14 protein-coding genes are annotated in these 18,074 nt (G+C 69.5%); 5 read left to right on the plus strand and 9 right to left on the minus strand.

Translation table 11 applies throughout. The features are described from left to right. Positions 1-4: 4 nt before the first annotated feature. A complete protein-coding gene (locus tag AMYAL_RS46140) occupies positions 5-1,312 on the plus strand; it encodes a nucleotide disphospho-sugar-binding domain-containing protein (RefSeq protein ID WP_020634140.1) in 1,308 nt (435 codons plus the stop codon). Between the two features lie 2 nt (positions 1,313-1,314). Then, on the plus strand, positions 1,315-2,103 hold the full coding sequence (locus AMYAL_RS0125725) for an FkbM family methyltransferase (RefSeq protein WP_020634141.1): 789 nt from the start codon (positions 1,315-1,317) through the stop codon (positions 2,101-2,103). A gap of 507 nt (positions 2,104-2,610) precedes the next feature. On the opposite strand, the gene AMYAL_RS0125730 is transcribed toward AMYAL_RS0125725, so the two are convergent. After that, positions 2,611-4,137: a right-handed parallel beta-helix repeat-containing protein gene (locus AMYAL_RS0125730; protein WP_020634142.1), complete on the minus strand. Its 1,527-nt coding sequence runs from the start codon at positions 4,135-4,137 to the stop codon at positions 2,611-2,613. Positions 4,138-4,626: 489 nt separating this feature from the next. Here AMYAL_RS0125730 and AMYAL_RS0125735 point away from each other — a divergent pair, with 489 nt between their 5' ends. Beyond that, on the plus strand, positions 4,627-5,877 hold the full coding sequence (locus AMYAL_RS0125735; RefSeq protein ID WP_020634143.1) for an FAD-dependent monooxygenase: 1,251 nt from the start codon (positions 4,627-4,629) through the stop codon (positions 5,875-5,877). Between the two features lie 45 nt (positions 5,878-5,922). Here the strand turns inward: AMYAL_RS0125735 and AMYAL_RS0125740 are convergent, their stop codons facing one another. The 4 genes from AMYAL_RS0125740 to asnB all read right to left on the minus strand — a co-directional run bounded on the left by AMYAL_RS0125740 (position 5,923) and on the right by asnB (position 11,518). Further along, positions 5,923-6,945, minus strand: a complete 1,023-nt coding sequence (locus AMYAL_RS0125740) for a methyltransferase (protein WP_020634144.1) — start codon at positions 6,943-6,945, stop codon at positions 5,923-5,925. Between the two features lie 40 nt (positions 6,946-6,985). Further along, a complete protein-coding gene (locus AMYAL_RS0125745; protein ID WP_026467441.1) occupies positions 6,986-7,843 on the minus strand; it encodes an LLM class flavin-dependent oxidoreductase in 858 nt (285 codons plus the stop codon). 81 nt (positions 7,844-7,924) lie between these two features. Further along, positions 7,925-9,493 carry an MFS transporter gene (locus AMYAL_RS46145; RefSeq protein ID WP_020634146.1) on the minus strand — a complete coding sequence of 523 codons (1,569 nt, stop codon included), beginning with the start codon at positions 9,491-9,493 and terminating at the stop codon, positions 7,925-7,927. A gap of 168 nt (positions 9,494-9,661) precedes the next feature. Next, positions 9,662-11,518: an asparagine synthase (glutamine-hydrolyzing) gene (gene asnB / locus AMYAL_RS0125755; protein ID WP_020634147.1), complete on the minus strand. Its 1,857-nt coding sequence runs from the start codon at positions 11,516-11,518 to the stop codon at positions 9,662-9,664. Between the two features lie 163 nt (positions 11,519-11,681). Between asnB and AMYAL_RS0125760 the strand changes: the two genes are divergently transcribed. Together AMYAL_RS0125760 and AMYAL_RS0125765 are read left to right on the plus strand one after the other, a co-directional pair. Further along, on the plus strand, positions 11,682-13,100 hold the full coding sequence (locus tag AMYAL_RS0125760) for a right-handed parallel beta-helix repeat-containing protein (RefSeq protein WP_084702153.1): 1,419 nt from the start codon (positions 11,682-11,684) through the stop codon (positions 13,098-13,100). After that, a complete protein-coding gene (locus AMYAL_RS0125765; protein ID WP_020634149.1) occupies positions 13,097-14,281 on the plus strand; it encodes a cytochrome P450 in 1,185 nt (394 codons plus the stop codon). The genes AMYAL_RS0125760 and AMYAL_RS0125765 overlap by 4 nt, the downstream gene beginning before the upstream one ends. Positions 14,282-14,290: 9 nt before the next feature. Here AMYAL_RS0125765 and AMYAL_RS0125770 read toward each other — a convergent pair whose 3' ends face one another. From AMYAL_RS0125770 to AMYAL_RS0125785, 4 genes are all read right to left on the minus strand, one after another. Continuing rightward, positions 14,291-15,040, minus strand: a complete 750-nt coding sequence (locus AMYAL_RS0125770) for an SDR family NAD(P)-dependent oxidoreductase (RefSeq protein WP_020634150.1) — start codon at positions 15,038-15,040, stop codon at positions 14,291-14,293. A 4-nt stretch (positions 15,041-15,044) separates the two neighbouring features. Further along, on the minus strand, positions 15,045-15,794 hold the full coding sequence (locus tag AMYAL_RS0125775; protein WP_020634151.1) for an SDR family NAD(P)-dependent oxidoreductase: 750 nt from the start codon (positions 15,792-15,794) through the stop codon (positions 15,045-15,047). Between the two features lie 108 nt (positions 15,795-15,902). Next, positions 15,903-16,952 (minus strand): aminotransferase class I/II-fold pyridoxal phosphate-dependent enzyme, encoded by a 1,050-nt coding sequence (locus tag AMYAL_RS0125780; protein ID WP_020634152.1) that lies wholly within the window; start codon positions 16,950-16,952, stop codon positions 15,903-15,905. Beyond that, positions 16,949-17,992 carry a methyltransferase gene (locus AMYAL_RS0125785; RefSeq protein ID WP_020634153.1) on the minus strand — a complete coding sequence of 348 codons (1,044 nt, stop codon included), beginning with the start codon at positions 17,990-17,992 and terminating at the stop codon, positions 16,949-16,951. Before AMYAL_RS0125785 ends, AMYAL_RS0125780 begins: the two co-directional genes overlap by 4 nt. Between the last annotated feature and the right edge of the window lie 82 nt (positions 17,993-18,074).

The following is an 18,074-nucleotide window of genomic DNA, read 5'->3' on the forward strand; positions in this document are numbered from 1 at the left end:
TCGAATGCGTGTGCTGTTCACGGTGTCGGGCTGGCGCAGCCACTATTTCCCGATGGTGCCGCTCGGCTGGGCGCTCCAGGCGGCGGGTCACGAGGTCAGGGTCGCTTGCGCCGCTTCGGAAATCCAGCATGTGGCGGCGGCGGGGCTGGTGCCGGTGCCGATCTTGAGCGGGACGGAGCAGCTCGTGCACGCCCGCTGGGTGAACGCCGTCCAGGCCCGGCGCGGGAAGTGGCCGTATCCGACGCCGCCACCGCATCCGGAGACCGGGGCCGAAGTGCGCGACCTCGACGAGATCGACCTGACGGCGGTCACGGACCGGCTGCGCTCGGCGAGCGTGGCCGCGGCCGAGCGCAGCGTGGACAACGTGGTCGCGTTCGCCAGGAGCTGGCGGCCCGACCTGGTCGTGCACGATCCGATCAGCTTCGAGGGGCCACTGGCTGGCCGGGTGCAGGGCGTGCCGTCGGTCAACCATCTCTGGGGTCCTGTCGGCCCGGAGGAGATGGTGCTCGCCTTCGCCGGGCTGGACGAGACGGCCGGGATCCACGACCTCGTCCAGTTCGACGACGAGTACGTCCTGAACCGCCCGCTGACCGACGCGCTCGCCCGGCACGGCGTTCCCGAGGCCGCTCCCGGTCCGGGGTACGTGCTGGACCCCTGTCCGGTGAGCACCGAGCCGGGCCTCGTTTCCGCCGTCCGCCTCCCGATCCGCTACCTGCCCTACAACGGGCCGGGGGAGCTGCCGGAGTGGCTTTCGGAACCGGATCGCGACAGACCGCGGATCTGCGTCATCTGGGGGAACTCGTCCCGGCAGATCTTCGGTGACCGGGCGCTCGCGGTCCCCGCGGTGGTCCGGGCACTGACCGACACCGCGGCCGAGGTGGTGGTCGCCGCCAACGCCACGGATCTGCGGGACCTCGGTCCGCTGCCGCCGAACGTGCGGCCGCTGGAGAACGTGCCGCTGCATCTGGTGCTGCCGCGGTGCGACCTCGTCGTGCACCACGGCGGGGCGGGCTCCGCGATGACGTCGCTCGCGGGCGGCGTCCCGCAACTGGCCATCCCGCACGGTTTCGACCAGCACGTGATCGCGCGGCGGATCGAAGCCGCGGGCGCGGGCCGGAGCATCGCCGGGCACGTGGCGAACGAGAACGACATCCGGAAGGCCGCACTCGAGATCCTGGCCGATCCCGCGTATCGCCGGAACACCGCCAGGGTGTGCCGGGAGCTGCAGGACCGGCCGTCGCCGAGTGAGGTGGTCGGGGTGCTGGAAGAACTGGCGGAACGCCGGACGACGACTACTTCGGGAAAGAGCTGAGGATGACCGCCGAACGAGCACAGGACGCGATCGGGACCCACGAACTGCCGAACGGGGTGCGGGTGAGCTGCGCCGACGAAGCCGAGGCGCGGATCCTCTGGGCCGAGATCGACGGGGACACCCCCTACGCCGAGGCGATCGCGGGGGTGCGGGCCGACGAGGTCGTCCTCGACGTCGGAGCGCACATCGGCCTGGCATCGCTGTGCTTCACCGAGCACGCCCCGGCGTCCCGGATCATCGCCTTCGAGCCCGCCGCCGTCACTTTCTCTTGTCTGGAAAGGAACTTCGCCGAGCATGTGCCCAACGGCACGGCGCTGAAGCTCGCCGTCGCGGCGAAGAACGGCGAGCAGGAATTCGTGTACCACCCCTACGTCAGCTCGAAGTCGACCCTGCACACCGACAAGGCCGACGAAGACCTCAACCTCGAGGTGTACCTGGACAACGCCGACTTCGACGAGCAGGCGCGACCGCTGGTGCGGGAGATGCACAACGTCCGGAGGATCGAGACGGTCGAGGTGGTCACCCTCGGCTCGGTGCTGGACGACCACGAAATCGAGCGGGTCGGCCTGCTCAAGATCGACGTCGAACGGGCCGAACTCGAGGTGCTCGAAGGGGTGCGGGAGGAGCAGTGGCCGCGGATCCGGCGGGTGCTGGCCGAGGTGCACGACGGGGAGGGCAGGCTCGGCGCGGTGGTGGCAAAACTGGCAGGCCGCGGCTACGACGTCCGCGTCCGCCAGGCCCCGGCCTTCGCAGGCGGCAGCGTCTACATCGTGCTCGCGACCCGGAACTGACACCGGCCACGGGTGCGGCGCCAAGTCCGTGAAGGCCTCGTTGAGGGACCAGTATTTGCTTACTCATTGGTGCGGTTGGTGGTCGGGTGTGGAGGATTTGGGACGTTGAACGTCCTGGATCTTCCACGCTCGGTCTCGTTGATGAGGGATTTGGGATAGTGAGCGTCTCAATCCTTCACAGGCGGGCTCTGGTCGACGGGGGAGGATTCCGGCCGTTGAACGTCCGGAATCTTCCCCCGTCGGGTTGTCTGCCACAGGCATGGCAGGCACGACCTTGATCAACGGAGGATCGGGGACGATGAGTGTCCCGGATCCTCCGTTGATCAAGGTCTGTGACCGGAATACACCCACGCAACTACCACCCTCGCGCAGGTCAGGCACAGGTGAACAAGGTCCGTGAAGGCCTCCTTGAGGTCCATCCATGCCCCCGCCGCCACCCTCAACGGAGACGCTGCGCGCCACTGCGTGGATTCAAGTCCCTCAGGAGGCCTTCACGGACTTCTGGGGTCAGGGGGTGACTCCGGCTCCTTCGTAGGCGCCGATGTTCAGTTTGTCGGTGATCGGGTTGCCGAAGAAGTCCTTGCCGCCGTTGTCCGCCACGGGCGCGCCGTGCTGGATCGCGGGCGACGCCTCCCGGAGCCGGTAGCCGCTCGTCGTCGACATCGACGTCGCCGTACCGGGGGACACCAGCCGCGGGTCGCCGATGATCGAGGTGGTGCTGCCTGCCGGCACCCCGGAAACCTGGTAGAACACGTTGTTCACGTACTGGCCGGTGGTGTCGTTGATCGAGGAGCTCGACGGCTGGCCGTAGAAGATGTTGTTGGTGAAATGGACGCCGATCGCGCTGGTGCTGACGTTCGTGACCAGCCGGGGGCTGTTCTGCGCGTAGAACACGTTGTTGTAGACCTGGGTGTTCGAGGCGTCGCCGCAGGCGATGGTCACCGTGCTGGTGTATGGCTCGGCGGTGCCTGCCGCGTCGTTCTGGCTGAGGTTGTACCGGGCGATCCCGTTGGCGTTCTTCAGTTCGTTACCCGAGCACTGCAGCAGGAAGCCGCCCTTGTTGTCGTGCGAGAAGTTGTACTCGATGATCGTGTCGATGTTCGCGTCGTCCAGGCTGAACGCCATCGCCTGGCCCTTGCCGTTCGACACGTCGTTGTACCGGATCCGGGTGCCCTCGGCGTTCCAGCCGTACGCGCCCGCACTGTCCTGAGTGGACCTTTCGTTGAAGCCGTTGATGATGTTGTGCTCGACGACCGCGCCCGAACCGTTGAACACCACCATGCCCTCGCCGCCGATGTCGCGCACCGTGTTCTCGGTGAACCGCACCTTCGTCATCGGCACCAGCGGTGCGCTGAGCCAGGTGGACAGCATGCCGACACCGATCCGGTCGACGTGCGTGACGGTGTTCTTGTTCACGTTGACGTCGTCGAACCGCGTCGGTGTCTTGGAGCCCGCGGCGTAGAACACCACCCCGCCGCTCGGCGGGAACCGGCAGTCGCAGCCGTTGACGTCATGAACGTCCACATTGGACACCAGATAGTGGCTGCCGACGCCGTAGTCCTCGAGCAGGACGTAGATGCCCGCGCGCTGCTGATTCGCGGCCGGGGCCGGGCCGGTGTTCGTGACGTCGAGGTCGCGCAGTTCCCAGCCCGCGACGTTGTGGAGGAAGATCGCGCTGGCCGCGCCCTTGCCGTCGATGCGGGGTTTGGTGCCGGAGCCGAAACTGCCGACCTTGATCGGGCGGCCCGCCGTGCCGGAGCCTGTCGGCGCGAAGGTGCCGGTGCAGGTGACGCCGGATTTGAACAGGATCGTGTCTCCGGCCAGGTACTTCATGGTGTTGGCCTTCGACAGCTTCCAGGCCTGGTCCGGACTGGTGCCGGGGCCCACGTCGAGACCGCGTGCGCAGTCCACGTAGAAGGTGCGCGGGACCTTGGGCGGGTCCGCCGCGGCCGGGGTGGCCGCCAGGCCCGCGCCCAGGAGCAGTGAGGCCGCGATCGCCAGGACCTTGGTCGCGGCGGGACGTTTTCCGAGCATGGATGAACCCCCTTGGTCGTTCCTGCGTCTGTGATGTCCTCCGGCTGCCCCCAGGCACGCCGTCACTCTCGGTTATATGAATGAGTCCGATTTGTGCGAACGGGTGCACTCCACTGAGTTCGACACCCGGCTTGTCACGCAGAGTCTAGGCACGCCGATCCGGCGGCATCCATTAGTGCAATAACTAACTTATAACTATGTCTAACGTGACTGGTCGCTCGTGTCGCTGGACGCACGGTCCATTACAGCGGGTATGATCATAAGATAACTAACGCCTTAATAACTAAACCGAATATGACCGTGTGAGGTGTCGCAGTGGGAGCGTGGAACGGGGTCACCCGGTGTCTCCAATGGACTGCCGCGGGTAGCGGCCCCGCGCCCGGTTCCGGATGCGACAGTCGCTTCGGCTTCCTGTCCATTCCGGACCGGTGAGCCGCAGAGCCGACACTCACGCCAACTTCGTCGAAGCAGTCAGCTAGGTGGGTATCGATGCCGAATGAGCCGCAGCGGGTGAAGGTCCTGATTGTCGGCGGGGGCCTCGCCGGTCTCGCTTCGTCGTTGTTCCTGGCCCGGCAAGGGGTGCGCCCGGTCCTGGTGGAACGGTGGCCGGGGGTGCGGTCGACGGGGGGCGGGGACGGTGTCGACCAGCGGACCATGGAGATCTACCGGGCGCTGGGTCTCGAAGAAGTGATCCGCGGCGACTCGCCGCCCGCCCGCGGGTGGTGGCCGGATCTCGGCCCGTGCGGGTATCACGAGGGGGAGCGGCACGTGGTCGAGCCGGTCCTGCTCGAAGCGGCCAGGCGGCGGGGCGCGGACGTCCGGTTCGGCACCGAGCTGGTGTCGATCGCCACCGACGCCGACGGCGCCGACGCGGTACTGCTGGACCGTGCCGGCGGACGGCGTGACGTCGTGCGCGCGGACTACGTGATCGCGGCGGAAGGGGCAGGCGGCCTTGTCGCGGCCGGTCTGGCCATCCGGCTGGAGCTCCGGACGGACGAGTGGCAGGCCGATCCGTGGCCGTATCCGTCCGGTATGGCCGATTCCTTCCGGGTCGGCCGGGTGTTCCTGGTCGGTGACAGTGCGCACCGGTGGCCGGAGGACGGCGCGCTCGGTGCCGGCCTCGCGGTCCAGGAGGCCCACAACCTGGCCTGGAAGCTGGCCGGGGTGATCCACGGCTGGGCCGAGCCCGGCCTGCTCGACAGCTACGAGGCCGAACGCCGCCCCATCGCCGTCGAAGTGGAGAAGCGGTTGTCGCGGTGGCCGCTGTGGACACCTCCCGCCATGAACGAAGCCGAGGAGCAGGTGCTGACGCTGGGGCAGCGGTACCCCGAGGGTGCGCCGTCCGGTCCGGTGTTCGCCGACCGGCTCGGTGTGCGGGCCCGTCCAGGCGAGCGGGCCCCGCACCTGTGGCTGGAACGAGCAGGCGCCACGCTGTCCACCCACGACCTGTTCGACGGCTCGTTCGTCCTGCTGACCACGAGCCGTGGAGCAGGCTGGACCGCGGCGGCGGCCCGGATCGCGAGCCGCTTGTGCCTTCCGTTGCGGGCCTACCGGCTCGGCCGCGGCTCGGCGGACGCCGATTTCGGCGACGTCCATGGCCGGGCACCCGAGCGGTACCCGATCGGCGACGACGGCGCCGTGCTGATCCGCCCGGACGGCTATGTCGGCTGGCTCACCGACACCGCGCCGGAATCGCCGGAACTCGTGCTGGGCGAGGTGCTCGGCAGGCTGCTGCGGTGACCCCGTCCCGCGGCCTGCCGGAGCGCCCCCGGCAGGCCGTCGGTGTCAGGGTTTGCGGCAGATGACGAGCGTGTCGTATGCGCCCAGCGGCTGCTCGGTGATGTCCCGGCAGCCCGCGGCCGCGGCGTGCTCCTTCACCTCGGTCACGGTGTACTCGGAACCGCCGTCGGTGACCAGCAGCATGTCGAGGCTGATCACCAGGTTCTCGACGTGCTCGGGCTCGTCGTCCAGCATGCGGTCGTAGATGAGCAGGGTGCCACCGGGGTTGACCGCGGCATAGGCCTTCGCCACCAGTTCCTTGCGCTGCACGGGATCCCAGTCGTGCAGGACGTGCCCGAGGTTGACCAGGTTCGCGCGGGGCAGCGGGTCCTCGAAGAAGTTCCCGCCGTGGAAGGCGGCCCGGCCGGTCAGTCCCGTCTCGGTCATCAGCTCGTCGAAGAACGGCTCCATCTGGGGGAGATCGAAGACCGTTCCGGTGAGCCCCGGATTGGCGCCGAGCACCTTGGACAGCAGGTTCCCCCGGCAGCCGCCGACGTCGAGGACCGTGCCGTGCGGGGCGAAGTCGTACGCGGCGACGAGCTGGGGGCCGAGTACCTGGGTCAGCCCGTCCATCATCCCGATGAACTGGCGCAGCAGGCGAGGATCGGCGACCACCAGGTCGAAGTTGCCCACCGCCTGCGGCCGTCCGGTGCGCAGCGCCTCGGACAGCTTGCCCCAGGCCGGGTACAGGTTCCGGTTGGACCGCTGCAGGAAGCCGCCGATGTAGTCGTCGGTGCCGCGGATGAGGTACTTCGCCGCCGACGGGCTGTTGTGGAACCGGCCGTCGATGTGGTCGAGCAGGCCGAGCGCGGTGAGCAGGTGCAGCATGTCGGGCAGGCCTCGCCCGGCGACGTCCAGCCGCTCTCGGATCTCTTCGGCGGTGCCGGGGTTCTCCCGCAGGACCCCGAAGACGTCGAGGTCGACGGCGGTGAGCAAGGCCTTGGCGTCGGAGAATCGGTTGCCAAGGCGGATGATCTGCTCCGCGGTGTCCAAAGTGGACGTCGCGGGGGCGGTGCTGGTGCTGGGCATATGCCGGCTCCTCGGGCTCGGTCGGGTCGGGGTTTCGGGATCAGGCGAAGGCGACCTTGGCCAGCTGGTCGAGCTGGCCGGGGTCCGCGGTGGTGGGAAACAGCAGCAGTTCGTCGCAGCCTGCCGCGGCGTAGTTGTCGATCGTTTCGCGGAGCCTGCCCTCGTCGGAGATCAGGCTTTTGGCCAGGAATTCGGCCTTCGGCCCGATGTAGGAGTAGTAGTCGCGCAGGTACTGCGCGCCGCGGGTGGCGTTGTCCTCGCCGAGGCCGACATAGGTCATGGCGGCCATCTTCGGTTTGTCGTCGCGGCCGGCGGCGGCGAACGCGGTGGTGGCCCGCTCGACGAGGTCGGGGTAGGCGGCGGCGCTGCCGCCGGGGGAGATCCAGCCGATGCCGTGTTTGGCCGCGCGGGCGAGCGCCGCCTCGGAATGCCCGCCGATCCAGATCGGGATCCGGCCGCCCGACGGCTTCGGGCCGATGCCGGGCACCTGGCCGCCGCCCGACCACACCTGGACCAGGTCGTCGAGCAACCCGTCCAGCAGGGCGCCACGGCGCCGGTACGGCACCCCTGTCGCGGTGAAGTCGTCTTCGCGACCGCCTGCCGCCACGCCGAGCACCAGCCTGCCACCGCTGAGGCGGTCGATGCTGGCGAGCTGCTTGGCCAGTTCCGCCACACTCGGCCGGTAGGCGGCGAGCAGGATGGTGCTGGCGAGGGTGATCCGCTCGGTCACCGCGGCGGCCGCCGCCAGCGCGACGAGGCTGTCGTAGCTGTCGTAGACGAGCCTGTCGAGGACCGCCAACGTACTGAATCCCAGTTCTTCGGCACGCTGGGCGAAGCCGATCAGCTCGGTGCCGACGGCGCCCGGCACCGTACTGGGTAGCCCTACTCCGATGTCCATGCGCTTTGCCTTCCCCATTCGGGTTCTTGCCTGGTCGTGCCGAGCCTGCCGAGGCCCGGTCGGGTGGCGCTGGAGCGAAACTCAGCCTGCCCGTTTCGGTGGCAGGAGCCGGGAAAGGACGGCCGCCAGGAGCAGGACGCCCACCTGGATCCACAGGGTCGTGGTGGTGGCTTCGGCGAAGGAGCGCCGCTTCGTGTCGGCCAGCGCGGCGGTGACGTCCGGCCGGGTCAGCTCCGCGGAACGGCAGGAATCCGGCTGGGAGAACGGATTCGTCCCGGCGGCTTGGTCGCGGGCGCAGGAGGTGAACGCGGCGGCCGGGGTGCCGGGAGGTACGGCCGCGGCCTGGCTTCCGCCGTGTGCCACGAGCGCGAAGAAGACGGTCGCCGCCACGCCGACGCCGACGGCGCCCGCGAGCTGGAAGACCGCGGACAGGATGCCGCCCGCCGCGCCCGCGTCCCCTTCCGGGACGTCGCGGAGCTGGATGTTCACCAGCGTGCCGACGACCAAGGCCATCCCGGACCCGGCGACGAACAGCGCCGCGGAGACCGCCACCGGGGACAGGGCGGCCCCGGTGACGCTCACCAGCGAACTCAGCACGGCGATGCCGAGCGCGAGCAGCACCGAACCTGCGGCGACCGTGCCCCGGCCGAAGCCCGCTACCCGTTTGGCGCCCCAGGTGCCGACGGTCACCAGCGCCAGCGCGAACCCGACGAGGCTGACCGCGGTCCGCATCGGGGTCCAGCCGAGCGCGAGCTGGGTGAACCAGACGAGGATCAGGTTCACCGAGATGATGGTGGACATGACCAGCGTCGCGAGCAGACCGGCGGCGGAGAACGAGCGCAGCCGGAACAGGCCCGTCGGCAGGACCGCGTCCCCGCCGCGCCTGCGCTCGTGGTCGATCAGCACCAGCAGCAACGGCACCGCCGCGACGGGCATCGCGAGCAGCCACCACGGCCAGTTCGCTTCCCTGCCCTGCTGCAGCGGGACGATCACCAGCGCGGTGACCACCGCGACCAGCGCGATGCCGATCGGGTCGAACCGCGGCCGGTGCGGAGACCGGGACTCGCCGACGAGCGCCAGGGTCGCGACCACGATCGCGGCCCCGACCGGCACGTTGATCAGGAAGATCGCCCGCCAGCCAAGGCCGAAGAGATCCTGGGTCGCCAGCAGCCCGCCGAGCAGTGGCGCGCCGACCTGGGCCAGGTTGATCACCGCGCCGTAGATCATGAAGCCGGTCCCGCGTCTTTCCGGCCGGAACAGCAGTTGCATCATCGCGAACACCTGAGGCGTCATCAACGCGCCGAAAGTGCCCTGCGCCAGCCGGGCGGCGATGAAGAGCTCGGCGTTCGGCGCGGCGGCGCAGCAGGCCGACAACACGGTGAAACCGGTGACGCCGGTCAGAAAGATCCGGCGACGGCCATAGCTGTCCCCGAGCCTGCCGCCGACCACCAGCACGACCGCGAAGGCGAGGACGTAGGCGACGACGAACCACTGGCTCTGCGCGTAGGTCGCCCCCAGGTCGCGCTGGATCACCGGCACCACCACGGTGACGATGCCGACGTCGAGCAGATCCATGAACGAGGCGAAGGCGAGCACGAACATGGCCAGGCCGGCATGGCGCGGCACGGAGGGCGCCGGGATGGTCGTCATGGGAAACCCTCTCCGGGAGTCAGACGGTTTCGCGTGCCGGGACGGACGGCACGCGTGATCAGACGGACGGCACGTGTGTCGTCCCTCCGGTCACGTGTGTCGTCCGTCTGATCACACGTGTCGTCCGGCCAGGCACGCGAAGGTGCCGTGACCGGTGCGAAGTCGCGTTCAGATGGCGAGGTCGACCTGGTAGTGCCGGAGCCAGGCGTTGAACTGCAGCGCCGTTTCCACGTTGATCCGGCTCTGCCATTCGTGGGCGGAACCGGTCGGGTTCGCCGCTGTCTCCTTCGAGGCCTTCAGGTCGAGCAGGGGCAGCACCGGTGAAGACGGGTCCGCCAGCACGCCGGCGAATTCGCGGTGCAGTGCCTCGGTGTACGCCGGATCCTGCGTCACCGGCCACGGGCTCTTCCGGCGCTCCACAATGGACTTGGGCAGCAGGTCGCCGACGGCCGCCCGCAGGAGGCTCTTCTCCCGGCCGTCGAAAGTCTTGAACGCCCACGGGGTGTTGTAGAGGTATTCGACCAGCCGGTGGTCGCAGTACGGGATACGGGTCTCGAGCCCGTGCGCCATCGCCAGCCTGTCGCCGCGGGCGAGCAGCATCGGCAGCCACCGGGTGAAGTGCGCGTAGCAGATCTCGCGCATCTTGTGCTCCAGGCCGTTTTCCCCTTCCTGGTGGGGGGTTTCGTCGATGGTCTGCTGGTAGTTGTCGGCGTAGTAGGTCGCCATGTCCAGCTTCCGGCTGAACAGTCCCTGGTCGAACAGGCCACGGCCGTGGCCGGTGCTGCGCATCTTGTTTTCGTTGGCCACCCAGGGAAAGGTGCCGGAATTGGTGAAGTCCGGGTCGAACATCCAGCGGAAGCCGCAGAACACCTCGTCGCCGACCTCGCCGGTGAGCATCACCGTGGAGTGGTCGCGCACCGACTTGAGCATCAGGTAGTGCGACGTGTCCATGTCGCCGAGCGTGGACGGCATGTCCTGCGCCAGCAGCACCGCGCGCCGGGTCTCCGGGTCCATCAGGTCGGCGGTCCGGATCGTCAGGTCGGTGTGATCGGACCGGACCAGCGCCGCCATCTCGGCGGCGAACGGGCCGTCCGGGGTGTCCCGGACGTCGTCCGGCCGGAAGTTCTCTTCGTAGCCCTCGAAAGCGTGGGTCACCGTGCGCACCCGGTCGCCGCCGAGTTTCCACATCCACTGGGCGGCCAGCGCGGTGATCGCGCTGGAGTCGAGCCCGCCGGACAGCCCGACGCACAGCGGCACGTCCGCGACCAGTTCGCGCAGCACGATGTCGGACAGCAGCGAGCGCACGTGCGCGATGGTGCCGCCGAGGTCTTCCTCGTGCGGCTTGGCTTCGAGCTTCCAGTAGGTCTGCTCGTACAGGCCCTTGCGGCTCACCGTGAGCGTGTGTCCCGCGCGAAGTTCCTGCATGTCACGGAACACCGCGGCGCCGGGGCGTTTGGCCGTGGAGAAGATCTCCCGCAGCCCGTCCAGGTCCACCGTCGGCCGGATGGCGGGGTGCGCGAGCAGCGCCTTCGGCTCGGAGCCGAAGATGAACCCGCCGGGGATCTTCGCGTAGAACAGCGGTTTGATGCCCATCCGGTCGCGGATCAGCACCAGCTCCTCGGTCCGCAGGTCCCAGACGGCGAACGCGAACATGCCCTCGAGGCGTTCCGCGCAGCGCACCCCCCACTCCAGATACGACCGCAGCACCACCTCGGTGTCGCTGCGGGTGCGGAACTTGTGCCCCCGCTCGCGCAGTTCGGTGCGCAGCTGCTGGAAGTTGAAGATCTCGCCGCTGTAGGCCAAGACCGCGGAGGGGCTGCCGTCTTCGTCGGCGATCATCGGCTGCGCGCCGCCCGCCGGGTCGATCACCGCCGTGCGGGTGTGCCCGAGGCAGGCGTGGCCGCGCAGCCAGAGCCCGTGGTCGTCGACGCCGCGGCTCGCGATCGCCTCGGTCATCAGTTCCACGGTCGGCCGTTCCGTGGCCAGGTCACGGTTGTAGTCGATCCAACCGGTGATTCCGCACATGTGCTCGCCCTCTCGTCCGATCGAAGCCACTTCGACGCAGGCTTGCCAGTGAGGCTCGAACAGGGCTCGACGCCATCTGGAAGCCGGCGTTCGAGCCCGGTTCGAGCGGTCCCGCCCAGGCTGCTCCCGGTACGGACCTCGGTGGGGAACGGGAGAAAACGCGATGACAGCACTGGGAGCACGTTCGGTGGGGGCGCTGGCGGCCGCCCTGCTGGTGATCGTGTCGACCGCCACGCCGTCCGCAGCCGAACCCCGCCCCGCGACGTATTTCGTCGACTGTCAGCGAGGATCGGACGAGGCCTCCGGCACGCGCGCCGCGGCGCCGTGGGCGTCGGTGGCGAAAGCGAGCGCGCGGACCTACGCGCCGGGTGACCGCGTCGTGTTCCGTGCGGGCACCCGGTGCGACGGCATGTTCGCGCCGAAAGGCTCCGGCACGCCGGGGAAGCCGATCACCGTCGGGTCCTACGGCTCGGGTGCCAAACCCGCCATCGACGCGCACGGCGCGCTCGCGGCCGTCCTGCTGGACGACGTCGAAGGCTGGGAGATCGAGGATCTCGCGCTGTCGAACCTCGGGCCGGCGCCCGGCGCGCACGAGATCCGGTTCGGTGTCTACGCCCGGCTGACCGACTACGGCGTCGGACGGCACTACGTCGTGCGGGACGTCGACGTCCACGACGTCAACGGCTGTCAGTGTCAGAATCCCAGTGACCCCGATCCGAGCGGCGGGATCCTCTTCAAGGCCGCGGGTACCGGGCGGCCGACCGGCTTCGACGACGTCCTCGTCGACGGCAACACCGTCACCAGGACCGGGCGGACCGCCATCGGCACCTCTTCGGACTGGCAACGCCGTCCCGAATACCCCAGCGGCACGGGTTCCGCGTACGTGCCCATCACGAGGCTGCGGATCACCGGCAACACGCTGCGCACCATCCACGGCGACGGTATCGGTGTCTACAATGGACTGAACGCGCTGGTCGAGGACAACGTGCTCGACGGCTACGCGATCGGCGGGACGAAGTACACCACCGGCATGTTCGCCTACAACTCGAACGGCACCAGGATCCGCTACAACACCGTCTCGGACGGGAAAGGCGGGGAAACGCTGCCGTCGCAGTCCTTCATGGTCGAGTCCGCGTCGCTGGGGACGGTGTACGAGCACAACCTCAGCCGCCGCAGCGACGGCGGCCTGCTGATCGTCTGCAACGACCCCGACGCCACCGCGGACCGCACCGTGTTCCGGTACAACGTCAGCCTCGACGACAACTCGCTCGGCCGGTATCCGAACGGCGACCGCACCGGTGTCTTCACCATGATGTGCGGCGACCCCGGCTCGCTTTCGGTGTACGGCAACGTGGTGCGCACCGGCGTCGCCGAGGTGATGGTGAACAACGTCGGCGACTTCGGCGCGTCGTTCGTCGGCAACCTGTTCTCCGGCCGCCCCGGCGGTTCGCGGATCGACGATCCGAAGAGCACGTACCGCCACAACGTGTTCCTGTCCATCACCGGACGGCCGCAGACGGGCGCCTTCTCCGCGACGCCGGTCGACGCGGGTGCCCGTCGTGACCGGTTCACGGCGCGATGACCGGCGCGCCCGAACTCGCCTTCCCGCTCGCCGACGCCACCGCGCTCGACCCGGACACCCGTTTTCGCGGGCTGCGAGACGAGGGACCGGTCCGGGTACGGCTGCCCTTCGGCGAGCCCGCCTGGCTCGTGAGCAGCTACGAGGACGTCCGGACGGTGCTCGGGGACCGGCGGTTCTCCCGTGCGGACTCGCTCGGCGCGGACGAACCGCGGGTGGTGCCGATGCCGCAGCGGGCCAACCTGATCCTGAACCACGACGAGCCGGAGCACAGCAGGCTGCGTGGCCTGGTGGCCGCAGCGTTCACCCGGCCCGGCGTACGGCGGCTCGAAACGGTGACGGAAGGCTTCGTGGCAGGCCTGCTGGACCGGCTGAGCGCCCAGGGGCCGCCGGGGGACCTGGTCTCCGCGGTCGCGGCGCCGCTGCCCGCGCTCGTGATGGCCGAGCTGCTCGGTGTCCCCGAGGAAGGCCGCGAAGACTTCGTCGGGCTGACCGGCTCCCTGCTGGCGACCGCGCTGGCGACGCAGACCGCCGAGCAGACCAAGGCCGCGGGGCTGCGGTTGTGGGCGGTGCTCGGTGACCTCGTGCGCGAACGGCGCCGATCGCCGGGTACCGGGCTCGTGGCCGATCTGGTGCGGGGCGGGGTGAGCGACGAGGAAGCCGTCGCGTTGTGCGCCACCGTGGTGATCGCCGGCCACGACGCCACCACCATGCAGCTCGGCAACTTCTGCTACCAGCTGCTCACCACGCCGGGGCGGTACGAGCAGCTCGTCGCCGATCCGGCGCTGATCGAAAACGCCGTCGAAGAACTGATGCGGTACAGCCCGCTCGGCATCAGCACGGCGTTCCCGCGCCGGGTGACCGAGGACGTCGAGCTCGGCGGGGTGCTTCTGCGCGCGGGGGACTACGTGGTGGTGGCGCTGACCGCGGCCAACCGCGACGGCGAGGTCTTCGACCGGCCGGACGAGCTCGAACTGACCCGGCGGCCGAATCCGCACCTCGGCTTCGGTTACGGGCTGCACCGGTGTCTCGGCGCGCAGCTGGCGCTCTTGCAGCTTCGCGTGGTGCTGCGCGCGCTGGTCACCAGGTTTCCGGGACTGGCGCTCGCCGTGCCCGTCGCCGACGTGCGCTGGTCGCCCGGCCTGTTGGCGCGAAGCGCGGAAAGCCTCCCGGTCTGCTGGTAGGCCTTCCGCTCAGCAGAGCGCGCCGTCGACCGTGACGGCGCTGCCGGTGACGTAACCGGAGAGGTCGCTGGCCAGCCAGCGCACCGCGTCGGCCACCTCGTCCGGGGTGGCCGGCCTGCCCAGCGCGATGACGGGCTCGAACCGGGCCAGCAGCGCGGCGCGGTCCGCCTCGGCGAGATCGTCGTAGACCTCGGTGTGGACCATGCCCAGCGTCAGCAGGTTGAACCGGATGCCCGCGGGGCCGTATTCCTGTGCCAGTGAACGGTTCCAGCCGTGCAGGGCCGCCTTCGACGCGGTGTAGTGCACGCGCCCGGCCAGGCCGAGCTCCGCGGACCTGGAACTGATCGCGACGACCGACGACCCGCGGCCGAGCAGCGGGAGCACCGCGGTGGTCAGCCGGTGCACGGCGGTGACGTTGGCGGCGAGGGTGGCCTCCCACTCGGCCAGGCCGAGCTTCGGGTAAGCGGCCCGGCCGACCGTCGCGGCGTTGTGCACCACCAGATCCAGCCCGCCGAACCGCTCGGCACAGCGTCCGGCGAGCCGTTCGGCCTCGCCGTCCGCGGTGAGGTCGGCCTCGCAGACGAGGTGCTCGCCACCGAGGGCGTCGAGTTCGGCCCGCAGTGCCACCACGCTGTCCCGTCCGCGCGCGCAGGTGACGACGTCGACGCCGTCCTTGGCGAGCGCGAGCACGACGGCCTTGCCGATCCCCTTGGTTCCGCCGGTGATCAGCGCGCGTTTGCCCCGCAGTTCCAGGTCCATGGGCTCAGCGGCCGCCTGCCACGTTGATCACTTCGCCGCTGATGTTGCCGTTGGCCTCGGAGCAGAGGAAGACGATGAGCCTGCCGACGTCCTCCGGTTTGCTCAGATGCCCGCTCGGGGTGGTGGCCGCCGCCTGTTCGACGATCGCCGGGTCGACGCCGTCGAAGCTCTCTGTCAGCGTGCCGCCGGGCGCCACCACGTTGCTGAGCACGCCGCCCTTCGTCCACATCAGCCCGCGGACGAACCCGTTCAGCGCGGACTTCGCGGCGCTGTAGATCTCCGAGCCGTACATCCCGTGGGTGGCCGTCACCGAGGACAGCAGGACGACCCGGCCCCAGCCGCGGGCACGCATGCCGCCCAGCGCGTGCTGGACGGTGCGGATGTGCCCTTCGCTGTTCTCGCGCAGCTTGGTGTACCAGCCCTCTTGGAAGTTCTCGAACTCGGTGAGGTCCTCCGGGTTGATCCAGGTGAAGGTCTGGGCGTTGCACACCACGACGTCGATGCCGCCCCAGTGCCGTTCCACCTCTTCGACGGCGGCCTTGATCGAGACCGGGTCGCCGAGGTCGTGCCGGACCGCGAGCGCCCGGTCCGGCCCGCCGAGTCCGGTCACCAGTTCGTCGGCCGCTTCCTTGCCGGTGTGATAGGTGATGGCGACCCGCGCGCCCTCTTCGGCGAACAGCCGGGCCGTCGCCTTGCCGATCCCTCTGGTCGCGCCCGTGATCAGCACCCGCTTGTCCCGCAGTCCCAGATCCATAACGTCACTCCGCAGTCTTGGTCGTGCCGGGCCGGAGGCCGGCCCGGTGCCTTGACCCTAATCGATATAGCCATACTATGGCTATAGTTCGGCAGTTCGGCAGGCCCGTCAGTCGCCGCGCAGCGCGGCGGCCAGCACCGGGTACTCGGCTTCGGTGGGCGCGGTGATCCGCAGCCCGCTCACCCGGCCCGGCTGCGCGCCGGAAAAGACCCGGACCACCACCCCGTGCCGGAGCAGCCGCTCGTGTTCCCGCTCGGCGTCCTCCGTGTACACGAACCGGTAGTGCACCGGGACACCGGTGACCACCCCCGGATACCGCGTGCGCAGCAGGGCCTCCATCCGGTTCGCGGTGGCACTCAAGCGGCTCCGGCTGTGCGCCACCCAGCCGAGGTTGCGCAACGCCTCGGCGGCGACGAGCGCGTCCAGGCAGGAGATCGACCAGTTCAGCTGCCGGGCCCGGATCGCCGCGCGCAATCCGGCGTCGGGAGTCCACATCACCCCGGTCCTGGTTCCCGCGATGCCGAACAGCTTGTTGGGGGAGAGCAACACGACGACGTTGCCCAGCCCGGACCAGATCATCGAACGCTGCGAGCCGCCGTCGGCGAAGTCGATGTACGCCTCGTCGACGATCAGTGTGGAGCGGGGGTTGTCCCGGCAGATCGCGGCCAGCTCCTCCGACGGCACGTACAGGCCCAGCGGGTTGTTGGGATTGGACAGCAGGACACATTCGTAGTGCCGCATCGCGTAGGCGACGCGGGCCGCCCTGGTCTCCGCGGTCTCCGGTACCCCGGCGTCCGGGCCGACATGGTTGGTGATCCACCGGATGCTGTCGGTGTAGTCGGGGGTGACCACCGCCGTGCTCCGCGTCGGGAAATGGGCCGACAGCAACCGGATGAACTCCGTGATGCCCCGCCCGGCCACCAGCTCGCCGCCGTCGGCCCCGAGGTACTCGGCGTAGGCCGAGACGAACAGTTCCTCGGCGTCGTAGGGATGTGCCCGCAGCGAACGGATGTCCACCGCGCGCAGCGCCGAGCCGACGCTGGTCGGCGGGCCGTACCGGTTGATGCAGGTGCCGAGGTCCAGATAAGCCCGCGCGCCGAGCGCGCGCAGATCCCCGCCCTGCCACTCGGTGGCTCCGGCCGCGGTCACCTTGGTCATCGGTTCGCGGCCTTGTGCAGTTCGACGAGTGTCTCGTTCTCGTCCAGCGCGACCACGGCGCCCTTCCGGAATCCCGCCGCCTCGGCGAGCCCGGTCAGTTCGGCGATGGTGTACTCGGATCCGCCCGGTGTCACCAGGCGCATGTTCAGGCTGGCGACCAGGTTCTCGACGTGACCGAAGTCGTCGGGCAGCATCCGGTCGACGACCACCAGCGTGCCGCCGGGGTTCACCGCCCGGTAGGCGTTCTCCACGATCCGCGCGCGCTCTTCCGGCGACCAGTCGTGCAGGATGTGGCTCAGCACCACCACGTCCGCCGCCGGGATCCGGTCGCGGAAGAAGTCGCCCGCCTGGAAGCGCACGGAGCCGGACCCGCCGATCTCGGCGCGGTACTCGTCGAAGAACGGCTCGATCTGCTCGCGGTCGAAGACGGTGATCTCCAGCTCGGGATGCGCTTCGGCGAGCTGGCTCGCGAGGTTGCCCCGCCCGCCGCCCGCGTCGACCACGGTGCGGCGCCCGGCGAATCCGGCCGCCTTGATCACCTTGGCGCCCAGCACCTGCATCAGGCCGTCCATCATCCGGACGTAGGGCGCGATCATCTCCGGGTTGTTGAGCATCACCTCGAAGTCGCCGCCCGCTTGGGGTTTGCCGGTGCGCACCGCGTCGCCGAGGCCACCCCACACCGGGTACAGGAAGTGTTTGGCGCCACCGAGGAAGTCCCCGATGTAGCCGGGTTCCCCCGGTACCAGGTGCCGGGTGCCCGCTTCGGTGTTGCGGTAGCGCCCGTCCGCGGTCTCGAGCAGGCCGAGCGCCACCAGCAGCTGGAGGAAGTCACGCAGGCCCCTGCCGTGCAGGGCGAGGCGCTCCCGCAGTTCCTCCTCGGTCGCCGGGCCCGCCGTGAGGCTGCCGAAGACGTTCAGTTCGACCGCCGTCAGCAAGGCCTGGGCGTCACAGAAAGCGTTGCCCAGCCGGAGAATGTCGGCCGAACCGTCGGTGTGCCCGCCGAGGTCGTCCTGAACGGGCCGGGTGCTGGTCTTCGTCATCGGCGTTCCTCTCCTGGTTCCGGGTCCCGATCACCGTGGCGAGTCCTGGTCGAAAATCGCTGGGACGGGGCTGGGTCGTGTC

The organism is Amycolatopsis alba DSM 44262 (genome assembly GCF_000384215.1).
Lineage (GTDB): Bacteria > Actinomycetota > Actinomycetes > Mycobacteriales > Pseudonocardiaceae > Amycolatopsis > Amycolatopsis alba.